Origin of the sequence: Kineococcus aurantiacus (assembly GCF_013409345.1) — a bacterium.
Lineage (GTDB): Bacteria > Actinomycetota > Actinomycetes > Actinomycetales > Kineococcaceae > Kineococcus > Kineococcus aurantiacus.
This window is the reverse complement of the sequence record NZ_JACCBB010000001.1, coordinates 3,164,432-3,181,189: the sequence shown is the minus strand read 5'-3', so window position 1 is coordinate 3,181,189 and position 16,758 is coordinate 3,164,432. Positions and strand designations below refer to the sequence as shown.

General features: G+C 75.7%; 14 protein-coding genes. 10 read left to right on the top strand and 4 right to left on the bottom strand.

From position 1 onward, the window contains the following. Positions 1–19: 19 nt before the first annotated feature. From BJ968_RS15370 to BJ968_RS15360, 3 genes are read left to right on the top strand one after another with little or no spacing between them, the layout of a single operon-like run. The gene (locus BJ968_RS15370; RefSeq protein WP_179753288.1) at positions 20–3,406 is read left to right on the top strand and encodes an EAL domain-containing protein; all 3,387 of its coding nucleotides are present in this window, start codon (positions 20–22) and stop codon (positions 3,404–3,406) included. Positions 3,407–3,453: 47 nt separating this feature from the next. Further along, positions 3,454–4,032, top strand: coding sequence for a dihydrofolate reductase family protein (locus BJ968_RS26755; protein ID WP_179753286.1), 579 nt, complete (start codon positions 3,454–3,456; stop codon positions 4,030–4,032). Continuing rightward, entirely contained in the window at positions 4,029–4,799 is a 771-nt protein-coding gene (locus BJ968_RS15360; RefSeq protein WP_179753285.1) for a serine hydrolase, read from the top strand. The genes BJ968_RS26755 and BJ968_RS15360 overlap by 4 nt, the downstream gene beginning before the upstream one ends. Here BJ968_RS15360 and BJ968_RS15355 read toward each other — a convergent pair. Further along, on the bottom strand, positions 4,766–5,764 hold the full coding sequence (locus tag BJ968_RS15355; protein ID WP_179753283.1) for a stage II sporulation protein M: 999 nt from the start codon (positions 5,762–5,764) through the stop codon (positions 4,766–4,768). The two genes, BJ968_RS15360 and BJ968_RS15355, sit on opposite strands and share 34 nt — an antisense overlap. A gap of 23 nt (positions 5,765–5,787) precedes the next feature. Here BJ968_RS15355 and BJ968_RS26750 point away from each other — a divergent pair, with 23 nt between their 5' ends. From BJ968_RS26750 to BJ968_RS15340, 3 genes are all read left to right on the top strand, one after another. After that, positions 5,788–6,723 (top strand): DJ-1/PfpI family protein, encoded by a 936-nt coding sequence (locus BJ968_RS26750; protein WP_218885084.1) that lies wholly within the window; start codon positions 5,788–5,790, stop codon positions 6,721–6,723. 113 nt (positions 6,724–6,836) lie between these two features. After that, positions 6,837–8,150, top strand: coding sequence for a sensor domain-containing protein (locus BJ968_RS15345; RefSeq protein WP_179753281.1), 1,314 nt, complete (start codon positions 6,837–6,839; stop codon positions 8,148–8,150). Positions 8,151–8,152: 2 nt separating this feature from the next. Continuing rightward, complete coding sequence (locus BJ968_RS15340; protein WP_179753280.1) at positions 8,153–8,800, top strand: response regulator; 648 nt, start codon at positions 8,153–8,155, stop codon at positions 8,798–8,800. A 13-nt stretch (positions 8,801–8,813) separates the two neighbouring features. Here BJ968_RS15340 and BJ968_RS15335 read toward each other — a convergent pair whose 3' ends face one another. Further along, positions 8,814–8,972: a hypothetical protein gene (locus BJ968_RS15335; protein WP_179753278.1), complete on the bottom strand. Its 159-nt coding sequence runs from the start codon at positions 8,970–8,972 to the stop codon at positions 8,814–8,816. A gap of 224 nt (positions 8,973–9,196) precedes the next feature. Further along, positions 9,197–10,786 (bottom strand): methyl-accepting chemotaxis protein, encoded by a 1,590-nt coding sequence (locus BJ968_RS15330; protein WP_179753277.1) that lies wholly within the window; start codon positions 10,784–10,786, stop codon positions 9,197–9,199. Between the two features lie 259 nt (positions 10,787–11,045). Between BJ968_RS15330 and BJ968_RS15325 the strand changes: the two genes are divergently transcribed. From BJ968_RS15325 to gap, 4 genes are all read left to right on the top strand, one after another. After that, positions 11,046–12,011 (top strand): DUF1731 domain-containing protein, encoded by a 966-nt coding sequence (locus BJ968_RS15325; RefSeq protein ID WP_179753275.1) that lies wholly within the window; start codon positions 11,046–11,048, stop codon positions 12,009–12,011. Between the two features lie 65 nt (positions 12,012–12,076). Further along, on the top strand, positions 12,077–13,027 hold the full coding sequence (locus BJ968_RS15320) for a PfkB family carbohydrate kinase (RefSeq protein WP_179753274.1): 951 nt from the start codon (positions 12,077–12,079) through the stop codon (positions 13,025–13,027). 32 nt (positions 13,028–13,059) lie between these two features. Next, positions 13,060–13,674: a bifunctional 4-hydroxy-2-oxoglutarate aldolase/2-dehydro-3-deoxy-phosphogluconate aldolase gene (gene eda, locus BJ968_RS15315; RefSeq protein ID WP_179753273.1), complete on the top strand. Its 615-nt coding sequence runs from the start codon at positions 13,060–13,062 to the stop codon at positions 13,672–13,674. Positions 13,675–13,870: 196 nt separating this feature from the next. Then, positions 13,871–14,869 (top strand): type I glyceraldehyde-3-phosphate dehydrogenase, encoded by a 999-nt coding sequence (gene gap, locus BJ968_RS15310; protein WP_179753271.1) that lies wholly within the window; start codon positions 13,871–13,873, stop codon positions 14,867–14,869. On the opposite strand, the gene BJ968_RS15305 is transcribed toward gap, so the two are convergent. Continuing rightward, on the bottom strand, positions 14,856–16,736 hold the full coding sequence (locus tag BJ968_RS15305) for a prolyl oligopeptidase family serine peptidase (RefSeq protein WP_179753270.1): 1,881 nt from the start codon (positions 16,734–16,736) through the stop codon (positions 14,856–14,858). The genes gap and BJ968_RS15305 overlap by 14 nt on opposite strands. Between the last annotated feature and the right edge of the window lie 22 nt (positions 16,737–16,758).

Genomic DNA, 16,758 nt, shown 5'->3' with positions numbered 1-16,758 from the left:
GACGCTCAGGGCGCACCCCGTGCTGCCCACCGTCGGGTTCGCGCTCGCGTACACCGCCGCGCTGCTCCTGGGCCGCGCCGCGCGCGTCGACGGCAGCCCCCTCGCCGCCTTCTGGCCCGCCGCCGCCGTCGCCGCCGTCTGGGTGGGCGCGTCCTGGGCGCACCGGGTCCGGCGCCTCGTCGCCGGCGCCGGCGTCCTCGCCCTCAGCGCCCTCGTCGACACCCTGACAGGGGTGCCGACGGGGGTCGCGGCGGCCCTCGCGGTCGGTGACCTGGTGCAGACGTGGGTCGCCTGCGCGCTGTTCCACCGCTGGCGCCCGGGCGTCACCCGGATGACCCAGCGCGAGGACGCGTGGGCGCTCGTGGGCGCCGCCGTCGGCGGCTCGGCCGCGGGCGCGCTCGTGACGGCCTGGCCGCGCGCCTCCCTGCTGGGCACCCCGCTGCCGGTGACGTTCCTGACGACCGTCACGGGCGGCACCGCCACCCTGACCGTCGCGGGCCTGTGCCTGCTGCTGGCCGACCGCACCACCCGCCGCGCGCCCGGCGCCGGCTGGCTGGAGGTCGTCGCGGTCAACGCCGGGTCGGCGGCGGTCTTCGCGTGGGTCTTCGACGTCGAGCACCTGCACTCCCTGTCGTTCCTCGTCGTCGCCGTCTCCTTCTGGGCCGGCAGCCGGTTCCCCGCGCGGGTGGCCGCCGCCAACGCGCTGCTCGTCGACCTGCTGCACGCCGTCCTCGCCCTGCACGGCGTCGGCATGTTCGCGACGGCTCCCCCGCTGCAGCGGCTCGTCGGCGTCCAGCTCTTCGTCCTGCTCACGTCGGTGGTGACGCTGGTCCTGGTGCTGCACCGCCAGGAGCGTGCCCAGCTCGTGACGTCCCTGCTCACGGCCCGGGGCGAGGCCGAGCGCCAGGCGGACCTGCTGCGCACGGTGTTCGACGCCAGCAGCGACGGCATGTCCGTCTACACCGCCGGCGGCGCGCTGCTCATGGCGAACAGCTCGGCGCTGGGCATCTACCCGACGCTGCCGCCGGGCACCCCGGTGGAACGCTTCGGGGAGTTCGTCGAGATCCTCGACGCGGCCGGGGACCCCGTGGCCGGCGCCCGGCTGCCGCTGGCGCGCGTCCTGGGCGGCGAGAGCGTCGAGTCCACCGACTTCACCTTCCGCAGCACCCTCGACGGGACCACCCGCACCGTCAACGTCACCGGCCGCCGGCTGCCGCGCAACGAGGGCGCGAACTGGTCCGAGGGCGCCCTCATCGCCTTCCACGACGTCACCGACAACCGCGCCGCGGCCGCCCGGGTCGCCCGCACCCGCGACCTCTACGCCGGGATCCTGTCCGGCGCGACCGAGCAGCTCATCGTCGCCATCGACCTGCACGGCGACGTCACCGTGTTCAACGAGGGGGCCCGGCGGCTGCTGGGCCACGCCCCCGCGGACGTCCTGGGACGCAGCGTCGAGCTGCTGCACGACCCCGCCGAGGTCGCCGAGCGCGCCGCCGCGCTGGGCATCGCCCCGGGCCCCGGCGTCTTCACCCACCCCCTGGACCCGGCGGGCGCGGCCGTCACCCAGCAGTGGACGCTCGTGCGCGCCGACGGCGAGCGCCGGCAGTTCGCCCTGACCACCAGCTGGCTGGTGGACGCGGACGGCCGGCGCACCGGCTCCCTCGCCGTGGGCACCGACGTCACCGAGCAGGTCACCACCCAGGCGCGCCTGGCCGACTCCGAGACCCGTTTCCGCGCGGCCTTCGACACCGCCCCCGTGGGCATGCTGATCGTCGGCCTCGGGGAGGTGGCCGGCCGCATCCTGCAGGTCAACGCCACCATGACGGAGTTCACCGGCCTGCTGCCCGAGGAGCTCGGCGTCCTGGACGTCCACGCCCTCGTCCCGGCGCAGGACCGCGAGGAGTTCAGCGCCCACCTGGCCCCGCTGCTGGCCGGCGCGGACGACGAGGCGCAGTTCGAGCACCGCTACGTGCACGCCGACGGCGGCACCGGCTGGGGCCGCACCAACGTCAGCCGCGTCAGCCCCGCCGGCGTCGAGCCGTACCTGTTGTGCCTCGTCGAGGACGTCACCGCCCGCAAGGAGGCCGAGCAGGCCCTCGTCCACCAGGCCATGCACGACGCCCTGACGGGGCTGCCGAACCGGGCCCTGCTGCGCGAGCGGCTCGCCCGCGCCCTGCGGGCCGGTGGGGGCGACGGCCGGCGCGTCGGCGTCCTGCTCCTGGACCTCGACGGGTTCAAGGCCGTCAACGACACCGCCGGCCACGCCTGCGGCGACGACGTGCTGCGCGAGGTCGCCCACCGCCTGTCGGGCCTGTGCCGGGGCGGGGACACCGTGGCGCGCCTGGGCGGCGACGAGTTCGCCGTGGTCTGCCCCGACACCGACGACGAGGGCCTGGAGCACCTGGCCCGCCGCCTGCTGGCCGCCGTCCGCGAACCCGTCGTGCTGGGCACCGGGACGTTCAGCGTCGGCGCCAGCATCGGCAGCGCCGTCCACCGCGCCGCCGACGCGGACCCCGGGACGCTGGACCGGCTGCTGCAGAACGCCGATCTGGCCATGTACGCGGCCAAGCGCGCCGGCAAGAACCGCGCCTACGCCTACGACCACCGCGACCGCGAGCGCCTCGAACGCGCCGAGCGCCTCCTGCCCGAACTGGCCCGGGCCGTGGCCGACGGCGAGTTCGAGATGTTCGGCCAGCCCATCGTGGAGCTCGGTTCAGGTCGCGTCGAGGCCGTGGAGACCCTGCTGCGCTGGCGCCGGGCCGACGGCACCGTGCTGGCCCCCGGCGCGTTCCTCGACGTGCTGGAGGCGTCCCCGCTGATGCCCGCCGTGGGCGAGTTCGTGCTGCGGGCCTCGTGCGCCGTGGCCGCCTCGTGGGAGCGCGCGCTGGGCGCCGACGCCCCCGCCGTCCACGTCAACGTCTCGGCCGAGCAGCTCGGCGGGTCGCTCGTCGACCAGGTCGACCGGACCCTGGCCGAGACGGGCCTGTCCGCGGGGCTGCTCGTCCTGGAGCTCACCGAGACCCACACGACCCGCATCACCGACGCCCTGCGCGGGGAGCTGCAGGCCCTGCGCCGGCGCGGGGTCCGCATCGCCATCGACGACCTCGGCACCGGCTACTCGGGTCTGGCCCGGCTCACCGAGCTGCCCGTGGACCTGCTGAAGATCGACCTGCAGTTCGTCGCCGGCCTGGGCCGCGACCCCAGCTGCGACGCCGTCGTGCGCGCCGTGCTGGGCATCGGCCAGGCCCTGGGCATCGACGTCGTCGCCGAGGGCGTGGAGGACGACGCGCAGACCCGGGTCCTGGCCTCCTACGGCGCCACCCTCGCCCAGGGCTACCGGTTCGCCCGCCCCGCCCCGGCGGCCGAGCTGCTGGGTTCCCTGCGCCGGCCCTCCCTGGCGAGCTGACCGGGCCCGGTTGCACCGCCGGCGCCGGGCCCGCTTGGCTGGGCCGGGTGAGACGACTCGTGTACTACGTGGGCACCACGCTCGACGGCTTCACCGCCGGCCCGGGCGGGGAGTTCGACTTCTTCCCCCAGGGCGAGGGGGACGCGCTCGCCGAGTACCTGGGGTGGACGGCCAGCCACTACCCCGAGACGGTCCCCACGGCCTTCCGCGGCCCCCTCGGGGTCGACGCGCCGAACCGGCGGTTCGACACCGTCCTCATGGGGCTGGCCACCTACCGCGTGGGCCTGCCGTCGGCGCCGAGCCCGTACGCGCACCTGGAGCAGCACGTCGTCTCCCGCAGCCTGCCCGCGGCGCCGCACCCCGACGTGCACCTGGCCCACGACCCCGTCGCCCTCGTGCGGGAGCTGAAGGCCCGGTCCGGGCTGGACGTGTGGCTGTGCGGCGGGGGCGCCCTGGCCGGGGCGCTGCTCGGGGAGATCGACGAGCTGGTCCTGAAGACCTACCCGGTGCTGGCCGGCGCGGGGGTGCCCGTCGTCGCGGGCACCTTCTCCCCCACGGCGTTCGACGTGGTGGAGCGGGAGCAGTTCGCCAACGGGGTCGTCGTGACCCGGCTGGAGCGGCGGTGACCCTCGCCGGGGAGCTGGAGCGGGCGGTGCGCGGGGGCCTGTTCCCGGGGGTCGTGGCGGTGTCCTCCACCGCGGACGGCCGCGTCGAGCAGGCCGCCGCGGGGAACCTCACCCCCACCTCCGTGGTCGGTCTGGGCCCGCTCACCGAGGTGTTCACGGCGACCGCCGCGCACGCGCTCGCCGACGTCGGCGCGGTCGACCTGGACCGCCCGACGGAGCGGGGTTTCACCCTGCGCCAGCTCCTGGACCACACCTCGGGGCTGCCGGCGACGTCGTCCGTGGCGGGCCGCGACGACCTGCGCCCGGCGCAGAAGCTGCAACGGGTGCTGGACACCCCGCTGGTCACCTCCCCCGGGCAGGTCGTGCGCCGGTCCGCGGTGGGTCTGGTCGTCCTGGGCGCGCTGCTGGAGGACGCGACGGGTCAGGGCCTGGACTCCCTCGTGGCCGACCTCGTCACCGCGCCCCTGCACCTGGACGGGCCGGTGTTCGGGGCCCCCGGCGACGGGCTCGCCCGGGCGCTGGCCCGGCCCGTGGGGCACGACGGGCTGCACGGCAGCGCCGGGCAGGTGCACGCGGTGGGCCGCGCCCTGCTGGAGGGGACCCTGCCCGGCGGGCCCACGCCGCTGCTGCACCCCGGTGGGGGGACGTGCCTGGTCGTGGTGGCCGGCGCCGCGGACCCGGCGGTCCTGGAGGGGTTCCGGGCGGGTCTGGTGCGGCGGTCCGCCGCGGGCGCTCAGCCCGAGACCGGCACCGAGTCCCCCGCGTAGCGGGCCTCGAGGTCGCCGGTCTCCCCCTGCGCCGCGGCGGGGCGGCCCAGGAACCAGCAGTAGCTCCAGAACGCGACCTCGGCGACCACGCCGATCCCGATGCGCGCCCACGTCGGCAGGCCCGAGGGCGTGACGAAACCCTCGATGACCCCCGAGACGAACAGCACGCCCACCAGGCCCAGGGCCACCCCGACCATGGCCCGGCCCTCGGTGGCCAGCGCCTGCGAGCGCGACCGCGCGCCCGGGGACACCCACGCCCAGAACAGCTTCAGCCCGGCCCCGGCGGCGACGAACACGGCGGTCAGCTCCAGCAACCCGTGCGGCAGGATCAGCCCGAAGAACAGTTCCCCGCGGCCGTGCTCGACGAGCAGCCCGCCCTGCAGGCCCACGTTGACGGCGTTGTACGCCAGCGACACCAGCACCGGGACGCCGGTGATGCCCAGCGCCACGCACGTCGCGGCGACCCACGCGTTGTTCGTCCACACCCGCCCCGCGAACGCCGCGTGGCTGTACTCGGAGTAGTAGCCCTCGAAGTCGGAGTACACGAGCTGGCGGATGTTCTCGTCGGACCCGAAGAGGCTGGCCTGCACCGCGGGGTTCCCGGCCACCCACACCCCCGAGGCGACGGCCAGGACGGCCGTGAACACGAAGGCGCCCGTCGTCCACCACCGCAGCCGCCACAGCGCCGCGGGCAGGCCGCGCGTCGTGTAGTGCACGACCTGCCGCCACGCGGTGTACCGGGAGCCGGTCAGGCGGGCGCGGGCCCGCACGAGCAGCGTCGAGAGCTGGTCCAGCAGCACCGGTTCGGGCTGGGCCGAGCGCAGCGCCGACAGGTGGGTGGCGGTGCGCTGGTAGAGCGCGACCAGCTCGTCGGCCTCGGCGCCGTCGAGGTGGCGGCGCGCGACGAGGCTGCGCAGCCGCGCCCACTCGTGCTCGTGCACCGCTCGGAAGGCGTCGACGTCCACGCCGGTCAGGCTATCTTCCGGGGGTGCACAGGGTCGCGGTGCTCGTCCTGGACGGGGCGAAACCCCTGGACGTCGGGATCCCGGCGCAGGTCTTCTCCCACCGTCCCTCGATGCCGTACGAGCTGCGGGTGTGCGGTGCGGCCCCGGGCCTCGTGCGCGGCGGGGAGGGGTTGTCGTACCACGTCGACTCGGGCCTGGAGACGTTCGCGTGGGCCCAGACGATCTTCATCCCCGGCTACCGGGAACCCGCCACGACCGAACCCCCGGCCGCCGTCGTGCAGGCCCTGCGCGCCGCCCACGGGCGCGGGGCCCGGGTCGCGGCCATCTCCACGGGCGCGTTCGCGCTCGCCGCGACGGGGCTGCTCGACGGCAAGAGGGCCACGACGCACTGGCACTACACGCGCGCGCTCGCGCAGCGCCACCCGCGCGTGCGGGTCGACGAGAACGTCCTGTTCGTCGACGAGGGCGACGTCCTGACGTCGGCGGGGGCCGCCTCGGGCATCGACCTGTGCCTGCACCTGCTGCGGCGCGACCACGGCGTCGGGGCCGCCAACCACGTCGCGCGCCGGCTCGTCGCGGCGCCCTACCGCAGCGGCGGGCAGGCCCAGTACGTCCCGCGCAGCGTCCCCGAGGGCGTCGGGGAGGTGTTCGCCGCGACCCGCGAGTGGGCCCTGCGCCACCTGGCCGAACCCCTCACGCTGGACGCCCTGGCCCAGCACGCCAGCGTCTCGGCGCGCACGTTCTCCCGCCGGTTCGTGGAGAACACCGGTTACACCCCGATGCAGTGGGTGCTGCGGGCCCGCGTCGACGCCGCCCGCGAACTGCTGGAACGCACCGACCTGTCGGTCGAGCAGGTCGCGGCCCGGGTGGGGCTGGGCACGGGGGCGAACCTGCGGCTGCACTTCGGCCGGGTGCTGGGGACGTCGCCGACGGAGTACCGGCACACGTTCTCCGAGTAGGGCGGGCCGGACCGGTGCCGGACCGGTGCGGGGGGGGTGTCGGGCTGGCCCGACACCGGCTGTCGGGCTGGCAGGCTCGCCCCGTGGACGGCACCGCTGTGAAGCTGAGGCACGTGATCGAGAACCCTCCCCGTCCCCGGGTGCCCCTGCTGCGGCGGTTCGCCCACGACAACGCCTTCGTGGTCTCCGGCCTCGGGCTGGGCGTGGCGGGGCTGGTCGTGGTCGTCACGGGCGTGTCGCTGGCGGCGGGGCTGCTCGTGCTGTGGGTGGGCGTGCCGGTCCTGGCCGGGACGCTCCTGGCCGCCCGGGGCCTGGCCCACGTGCAGCGCGACCAGCTGCGCCACCGCCTCCACCGCGCCGCGCCCACCCCCACCTACCTGCGCGCCGCGCCGGGCGCGGGGCGGGTGCGCCGCTGGCTGACCCCGCTGCAGGACCCGCAGTCGTGGTTCGACGCGGCGTGGGCCCTGCTGGCCTTCGTGACCGGCACCGTCGCGTTCGTCGTGGTCGTGACGTGGTGGGCGGTGTGCCTGGGCGGGCTGACGTACTGGTCCTGGCAGCAGTGGCTGCCCGAGGGCGGCACGACCGTCGCCGGGCTCCTGGGCTGGGGGTCGGACCAGCGCACCGAGTCGCTGCTGCACCTGGGGATCGGCGTCGTCGCGACGCTGCTGCTGCCGTGGGTGCTGCGCGGGTGCGCGGCCCTGCACGGCGGGGTCGCCGACGTCCTGCTGTGCAGCCGCGCCCGCCTGCAGTCCGACGTGCAGCGCGTCGTGGACTCCCGCGCCGCGGCCCGCGGCGCGGAGGCGCAGTCGCTGCGCCGCCTCGAACGGGACCTGCACGACGGCCCCCAGCAGGGCGTGGTCCGGCTGGCGCTGGACATCAGCCGCGCCCGCCGGCAGCTGACCACCGACCCCGACCGCGCCGGGCGGATCCTCGACGAGGCCCTCGTGCGGGCGCGGGGCACCACCGAGGAGCTGCGCGCGCTCAGCCGCGGCATCGCCCCGCCGCTGCTGGTGGACCGCGGCCTGGCCGCGGCCCTCGGGGAACTGCTGCAGCGCAGCCCCATCCCCACGACCTGCACGCTGGACGTCCCCGAGGACCTGCCTCCGCACGTGGAGACCGCGGTCTACTTCGCCGTGGCCGAGGCCCTGACGAACGTCGCCAAGCACTCCGCCGCGCACCGCACCGCGCTGGGGGTCACCGTCCGCGACGGCCACCTCGTCGCCACGGTCGACGACGACGGCGTCGGCGGGGCCCACGTCGCCAAGGGCAGCGGGCTGGCCGGGCTGCAGCAGCGCCTGGCGGGGGTGGAGGGGACGCTGACGGTGAGTTCCCCCACCGGCGGCCCGACGCGCCTGGTCGCCTCGATCCCGCTGCCGGACAACGGCAACGGCAACGGCAGCAGCGACGGCAACGGGAAGAGGGGCTGAGCGTGCGGGTCGTGCTGGCCGACGACTCGGTGCTGCTGCGCGAGGGCATCGCGCTCGTGCTCGGCGACGCCGGGCACGAGGTCGTCGCGGCCGTCGGCGACGGTCCCGCCCTCGTGGCGGCGGTGCTGCGCGAACGTCCCGACGTGGCGCTCGTCGACGTGCGGATGCCCCCCACCCACACCGACGAGGGGTTGCGGGCGGCCGTGGAGGTGCGGCGGTCGTGGCCCGGCGCCGCGGTGCTGGTGCTGTCGCAGTACGTCGAGGTCTCCTACGCCGACGAGCTCCTGGGCTCCGGCTCGGGCGAGGCGGGCACGGGCTACCTGCTGAAGGACCGCGTCAGCGACCTGGAGGAGTTCCTCACGGCGGTCACGACCGTCGCCGGTGGCGGGACGGTGCTCGACCCGCTCGTGGTGCGCCAGCTCATGGGGCGGCGCCGGGACCCGCTGGCCGACCTGACGCCCCGCGAGCTCGAGGTGCTCGGGCTGATGGCGCAGGGCCGGTCGAACGCGGCCGTCGCGGCGGCGCTGAACGTCACCCTCGGCGGGGTCGAGAAGCACACGCAGCGGATCTTCGCCAAGCTCGGCCTCACCGACGACGAGACGACGCACCGGCGGGTGCAGGCGGTGGTCCGGTACCTGCGGGCGGGCTGACCGGCGCGCGCGGTCAGGCGGTGACGGTCGCCAGCGGGCCCACCGCCACCGACCCCGGGCGCACCCCCGCCAGCTGCACGTGCACCTCCCCGGGACGGGCCACCGCGTCCCGGGTGGGGAACCACGGCCGGCCGGGCGGGACGAGCACCAGCAGGCCCTCATCGTCGCCCACCGCCCCGAACGTCGCCGACGGTCAGGCCCACCTCGCGGATCCCCGGTGGCACCGCCGTGGCGCTGGCGACGGGGGCCGGGACGGTCAGCTGGGCGGGGGTGGTGCACGTGCTGGGGGGCGACCTGCTCCAGCGCGCTGGAGCAGGTCGCCCCCCTCCGTGATCAAGCACTTCGGTGATCAAGCACTCCTGCGCCTCCGGCGAGGACGGCCGCGGGTGCTGGGGGTCAGCGGGGCAGGGTGAAGGAGGCGACCAGGTCGTTCAGCTGGGCCGCGGCCCGGGAGACCTCACCGGCGGTGGAGGCGGTGTGGGTGGCCCCGGAGGTGGTCTGGTCGGCCGAGGCGGCGATGCCGGAGATGTTCACCGCGATCTGCTGGGAGCCGGTGGAGACCTCGGTGACGTTGCGGACCATCTCGCTGGTGGTGGCGGACTGCTCCTCCACCGCCGCGGCGATGGTGGCCTGCAGCCCGTCGATGCGGGCGATGACCTCGGTGATCTCGGTGATCGCCGCCGCCGCCGAGGCCGCGTCGGTCTGGGTGGCGTTGACCCGCCCCACGATCTCCTCCGTGGCCCGGGCGGTCTGCTGGGCCAGCTCCTTCACTTCACCGGCGACCACGGCGAAGCCCTTGCCCATCTCCCCGGCGCGGGCCGCTTCGATGGTGGCGTTCAACGCGAGCAGGTTGGTCTGCTCGGCGATGGAGGTGATGAGCTTGACGACGTCGCCGATCTCGCGGGAGGAGGCCGAGAGGCGGTCCAGGGTCTCCCCGGCGGTGGAGGCGGCGGCCACGGCGTTGGCGGCGGTGGCCGAGGCGTCGGCGGTGGAGGTGGCGATCTCGCGGATGGCTGAGCTCATCTGGTCCCCGGCGGCGGCGACGGTGCCGATGTTGGCCGAGATCTGTTCGGTGGCGGCGGAGACGACCTGGGCCTGGGTGGCGGCTTCCTCGGCGCCCGACGACAGCTGGGTGGCGACGGTGTTCAGTTCTTCGCTGGAGGCGGCCAGGGTGACCGCTTCGCCGGCGATGCGGCGCATGGTGTCGGTCAGGCGGTCCATGGTGGTGTCCACGGCGGCGGCCAGCTGGCCGACCTCGTCGCGGGTGGTGATGCCGACGCGCTGGTCCAGGCGGCCGTCGGCCAGGCCGCGCACGACGGTGAGGGTGCGGGCCAGGGGGGTGGAGATGGAGCGGGCGACCACGGCGGCGACCACGACGGCCACGACCAGGGCGATGGCGCCGATGACCAGCAGCAGCGTCACCGCGCGGCGCACGTCGCGGTCGCCCTCGTCGGCCATCCGGGCGGCGTTGTCCAGCTCCACCTGCAGCATCGATTCCAGGTGCTCGGTGATCTTCTCGGCGACGGGGGCCACCGTGGCGCTGCGCACCGCGATGTAGGCGTCGGTGTCGTGGGCCTTCGCCGCGGCGATGAGGCCCTCCCGGGCGGTGCGGTACTGCTGCACCAGGTCGGTCAGGTCGGCGAAGTCCTCCTCGGTGACCGGGGGGTTGGAGTCGGCGTACGCGGCCAGCGCCTCGTCGAGCACCTCGTCGTCGGCGGCCAGCGTGCTCAGCTGCTGAGCGGTCTGCTGGTCGTTGGTGGTCAGCGCGGCGGACGTGACGTCCAGGCGGATCTGGAGGAAGGCCGCCCGCACCTGACCGATGTCCTGCACGGAGGCCAGCCCGGTCCCGGCGACCTCCCGCAGGCTGGCCTGGGAGCCCAGCAGGCGGTTGCTGCCCAGACCGACGACCACGGCCAGCAGCAGGCAGACGAGGCCGAAGCCGGCGAAGAGCTTGGAGGCGACGTTCAGGTCGCGCAGTCGGTTCACTCCAGTGCCTTTCGAGTTCCAGCGGTACGACGAGGGGTGGGGCACCGGGGCACGTGCGCTCGACACCCGGGGCCGACACCTCTCATCGGCACCACGTACGTCAACCTGACGGCTCTCCGTGCTCGACCACGGCCCTCGTCACGCGGTGGGCCACGGAGCCGCTGGGAGCCGTCCGGTCGTTCTCGTTGCGCGGCAGAGGTTCCGGCACCTCCCCGGAGACCCACCTCCCGCCGGCCGGGGTGGGCCCTAGGCTCGGGACGTGAAGATCGTGCTCCCGGGCGGGACGGGTCAGGTCGGTGGGGTGCTGCGCCGGGCGCTGGCGGCCCGCGGCGACGAGGTGGTCGTGCTGAGCCGGCACCCGGTGACGCTGGAACCCGGTGTGCGGCACGTGGTGTGGGACGGGCGGACGGTCGGCGCGTGGGCGCGGGAGGTCGACGGCGCCGACGCCGTGGTGAACCTCGCCGGGCGCACCGTGAGCTGCCGCTACACCGACGCGAACCTGCGGCAGATGATGGACTCGCGCGTCGAGTCCACCCGGGCGGTGGGCGAGGCGGTCCGCCGCGCGCAGCGGCCGCCGCGGACGTGGCTGCAGATGAGCACGGCCACCGTGTACGCCGACTCCCGCAGCCGCGGGAACGACCTGCCCCACGACGAGGCGGGCGGTGTCCTGGGCGGGGAGGAACCGGACGTCCCGCTGTACTGGGAGTACAGCGTGCGGATCGCCCGGCGCTGGGAGGAGGCGCAGGCCGCGGCGGACACCCCCGCGACCCGGAAGGTCGCGCTGCGCACGGCGATGGTCATGACGCCCGACCGCGGCGGGATCTTCGACTACCTGTCGTGGATGGCGCGCCTGGGTCTGGGCGGTGCCGTCGCGGGCGGCGGGCAGTACGTGTCGTGGATCCACGGGGACGACTTCGTGCGCGCGGTGGAGTTCCTGCTGGAGCGCGAGGACCTCGACGGGCCCGTGAACCTCTCGGCGCCGGGCCCGGTCCCGCAGCGGGAGTTCATGCGCACGCTGCGGCGCGCGTGGGGGCACCGGCCGGGCCTGCCCGCCACCCGGCTCATGGCCGAGGTGGGGGCGCTGGTGCTGCGCACCGACACCGAGCTGCTGCTGAAGAGCCGCCGCGTCGTCCCGGGCCGCCTGATCGAGTCGGGTTTCGCGTTCACCCACCCGCGGTGGCGGGGGGCCGCGATCGACCTCGTGGACGGCGCGCGCCGCCGCTGACCGAGGCGTTGCACACCGTGCAACGGGTGTTGCGCAGTCGCGCACGACGGACCTAGCATCGGGCCGTGCCGCCGACGGAGACCACCACGCCCTCCCGGGTCGTCTGCGTCGGGGAGGCCCTGGTCGTCCTGACGCCCACCGACGACGTCCCCCTGGCCGAGGCCGCCACGTTCACGCGTTCCGTGGGCGGCGCCGAGCTCAACGTCGCCCTCACCCTGGGCCACCTCGGCATCGACGTCGCCTGGGTCTCGCGGCTGGGCGACGACGGTTTCGGCGAGCACGTCCGGGCGCTGGCCGGCAGCGCGGGCGTCGACGTCAGCGCCGTGGCCACCGACCCCGACCGCCCCACGGGCCTGTACGTCAAGGTCCCCGGTACCGCGGCCGACGGGACGCGGCGTTCACGGATGCACTACTACCGCAGCGGGTCCGCAGCCTCCGCCCTGTCCCCGGAGTTCCTCGACGAACCGGCCGTCGCCGGTGTCCTGGCCTCGGCGGGCACGGTCCACGTCAGCGGGATCACCCCGGGCCTGTCGGACTCCGCGGCGCGGTTCTGCGCCGAGCTGGCCCGCCGCACCCGGGCGGCGGGCGCGACCCTGTCGGTCGACCTGAACCACCGCCCCGTCCTGTGGCGGGGCCGCGACGACGCACCGCTGCGCGCCCTGGCCGAGGCCGCCGACGAGCTGCTGCTGGGCGCCGACGAGGCGCGCGCGGTGTTCGGGACGGACGACCCCGCCCGGCTGCGCGCGCGGTTCGGCCACGCCCGCCGGGTGCTGCTGAAGCAGGAGGAGCACGGGGTCCTCGTCCTGGAACCGGGCGAACCCGACCGGCACGTCCCGGCCCTGGACGTCGACGTCGTCGAACCCGTGGGCGCCGGGGACGCCTTCGCCGCGGGGTACCTGGCCGCCCGGTCCCGCGGCGCCGACCCCGACGACGCCGTGCGCTTCGGCCACCGGTGCGCCGCAGCGGCTCTCGTCGTCCGCGGTGACCGTCCCGCGCACGTGCCCGCCCTCACCTGACCCCGTCCCGTCCCGACCGCGAAGAGGTGGACGTGAGCGTCCTGGACCTGTCCCCCGTCATCCCCGTCGTCGTCCTCGACGACCCCGACCGCGCCGTGCCGCTGGCCCGGGCCCTGCTCGCCGGGGGTGTCGGCGTCCTGGAGCTGACCCTGCGCACCCCCACGGCCCTGGAGTCCCTGCGGCGCATCGCCGCGGAGGTCCCCGACGTCCACCTCGGCGCCGGGACCTGCGTGCGCCCGGCGGACGTGCACGCGGCCGTCGGCGCCGGCGCCCGGTTCGTGGTCTCCCCGGGGACCACCCCGTCCCTGGTGGCCGCCGCGCGCGACGCCGGGGTCCCGCTGCTGCCGGGGGTCGCCACGGTCTCCGAGGCGCTGCAGGCCCTGGAGATGGGCGTGTCGGAGCTGAAGTTCTTCCCCGCCGAGCAGTCCGGCGGGGCCGCGTTCCTGGCCGCTCTGCGCTCACCGCTGCCCGGGCTGCGGTTCTGCCCCACCGGCGGCGTCACCGCGGCCAACGCCCCGGACTACCTCGCGCTGGGGAACGTCGGGTGCGTCGGCGGGAGCTGGCTGACGCCCGACGACGCCGTGCGCGCCGGGGACTTCGACCGGGTCCGCGACCTGGCCGCCGCGGCGGCCGGCCTGCGGGGCTGACCCGCCGGGCCCTTCAGCCCGCGACGCCGGGTGTCGTCCACCAGCGCCCCCGTGATCGAGCACCCCCGTGATCAAGCACTCCTGTCCACAAGTGCTTGATCACCGCGGGGGGACGAGAGGGAGGGTGGCGGGATCCTTGCGGACCGTGGCGGTCTCGCCACTGTCGTCCGGCGCGCGACCCCGCGACAGTCGACGCATGACACGGATCGCCATCAACGGGTTCGGCCGCATCGGCCGCAACACCCTGCGTGCCCTCCTCTCGCGCGACACCGACCTGCAGGTCGTCGCCGTCAACGACCTCACCGCCCCCGAGTCCCTCGCGCACCTGCTGCGCTACGACTCCTCCCTCGGGAAGTTCGACGGCACCGTCGAGGTCGACGGCCCGAACCTCGTCGTCAACGGGCAGACCGTCCGCGTCCTGGCCGAGCGCGACCCCGCGAACCTGCCCTGGGCCGAGCTCGGGGTCGACCTCGTCCTGGAGTCCACCGGCCGGTTCACCTCCGCCGACGCCGCCAAGGCCCACCTGGCCGCCGGTGCCCGCAAGGTCCTCGTCTCCGCACCCGCCGACGGGGCCGACGTCACCCTCGCCTACGGCGTCAACACCGACGCCTACGACGCCGAGCGCCACGTCGTCGTCTCCAACGCCTCCTGCACCACCAACGCCCTCGCCCCGCTGGCCAAGGTCCTCGACGACCTCGCCGGCATCGAGCACGGGTTCATGACGACCGTCCACGCCTACACGCAGGAGCAGAACCTGCAGGACGGCCCGCACCGCGACCCCCGCCGGGCGCGCGCGGCCGGCGTGAACATCGTCCCCACGAGCACGGGCGCCGCCAAGGCCATCGGCCTCGTCCTGCCCCAGCTCGACGGCAAGCTGTCCGGCGACTCCATCCGCGTCCCCGTCCCCGTCGGCTCGATCGTCGAGCTGAACACGACGGTGGCGCGCGACGTCACCCGCGAGGAGGTCGTCGAGGCCTACCGCACCGCGGCCGCCGGTGCGCTGCGGGGGGTCCTGGAGTTCTCCGACGAGCCGCTGGTCTCCAGCGACATCACCGGGAACCCGCACTCGTCGATCTTCGACTCCGCGCTGACCCGCGTCGACGGCAGGCACGTCAAGGTCGTCGCCTGGTACGACAACGAGTGGGGTTTCTCCAACCGCGTCATCGACACGCTGGAACTGCTCAGCGCACGGTGAGCCGCGGCACCCCCGGCGGGTCGAAACCCCACACCTGCCCGTAGAACGACAGCTCCGCCTCCAGCGAGGCGGTGACGTTCTCGGCCCGCCGGAAACCGTGCTGCTCGCCCGGGAACACCACCAGGGCGTGCGGCAGACCCTTGCGGCGCAGGGCGTCGGCGAACGCCTCGGCCTGGTTCAGCGGGACCACCGGGTCGTCGGCGCCCTGCAGCAGCAGGACGGGGCAGTTCAGCCCGTCGACGTGGTTCAGCGGCGCGCGCTCGGCGTACAGCTCCGCCGCCTCCGGCAGGGGACCCACGAGGGAGTCCAGGTACCGGGACTCGAAGTCGTGGGTGTCCTCGGCCAGCGCCCGCAGGTCCGCGACGCCGTAGTAGCTCGTCCCGGCGGAGAACGCGTCGGTCCCCGTCAGCGCGGCCAGCACCGTGAAACCCCCCGCGCTGCCGCCGCGGATCCCCACCCGCCCCGCCGGGGCGAGCCCCTCGGCGACGAGCCAGCGCGCGACGGCCGCGCAGTCCTCGACGTCGACGACCCCCCAGTTCCCGTCCAGCGCCTCGCGGTAGGCGCGCCCGTACCCCGTCGAACCGCCGTACTGCACGTCCACCACGCCGATGCCGCGCGAGGTGAAGAACGCGACCTCCGGGGAGCACGCGGCCTGCGACTGCGCCGTCGGCCCGCCGTGCACGAACAGGACGTGCGGCGCAGGCCCCGGCGCGGGGTGGTCCGGGTGCGTCGGCGGGTAGCGGTGCGCGTGCACGGTCCGCTCCCCGCTGGGCACCCGCAGGGCCTGCGGGACGGGCAGGTACGCCGGGTCCGGGGCCGCCGCCGAGACGCGCGCCACCTCGTGGCGGGGACCGTCGACGACCACCACGGCGGCCGGCGCCGTGGGCGAGGCGGCGATCGCCGCGACGCGCCCACCGGCCGCGGCCAGGGTGGCCGCGAACGCCGTGAACGGCAGGTCCAGCGCGGTCAGCGCCCCCGTGCGCCGGTGCACCACGTCCAGCCGGTACCCCACGCCCGCGGCGTGGACCAGCGCGACCCGGTCCTCGTCCAGGGCCGCCCACGACGTCGTCCCGAACGTCCACGGCGGGAAACCCTGCTCGGCGTCCTCGGGGTGCACCGCCCGCAGCGAGTCACCCACCTCGTACAGGTTCCAGAAACCGCTGCGGTCGCTGACGACGAGCACCGTCCCGTCCGGGGCGAAACCCGGGTGGACGAGGGACTCGCGCCGGTCGGCCCCGGCCAGGACGCGCGGGTCGACCAGCGCGCCGTCGCGCAGCCCCGCCGTCCACAGCAGCGTCCGCTGCCACGGCATGTCCGGGTGCTCCCAGCTGATCCACACCAGCCGCGTCCCGTCCGGCGACACCCGCGGCGCCGCGAGGAACCGCGGGCCCGCGAACAGCTCCCGCGGCCCGGACCCGTCCAGGGGCACGTGGACCAGGGCGCGGCGCGGCACCTCGCCGGAGACGTCCTCGGCGACCAGCACGACCCCCTGCCCCCACGGGGCGGGGTCGGCGTACCGGACGCCGTCGGCGGGCACCAGGGGCTGCGGCGCGGCCCCGGAGGCGGTGACGTGGAACCAGCGCTGGTCGGCGGCCGAGGCCAGCACCAGCCCGCCGCCCGGCAGCACGCCCCACGACCCGCCGCCGTACTCGTGGACGCGGGTGCGGGCGTCCAGCGACGGGGCCCACTCGACGACCCCGCCGCCGGGGTCGCGGTGCAGGACCGCGACGCGGCCCCCCTCGGCGGGGCGGCCCTCGGACCACCACACGGTGCCGTCGGCGTCCAGGGCGACCCCGGACAGCCGCAGCCCGGAGGCGGCGACGTCGGCGGCCCGCAGGGGCGAGGTCCACGATCCGTGCGGTTCCACGGCGTCACCGTAGCCCTGGGTA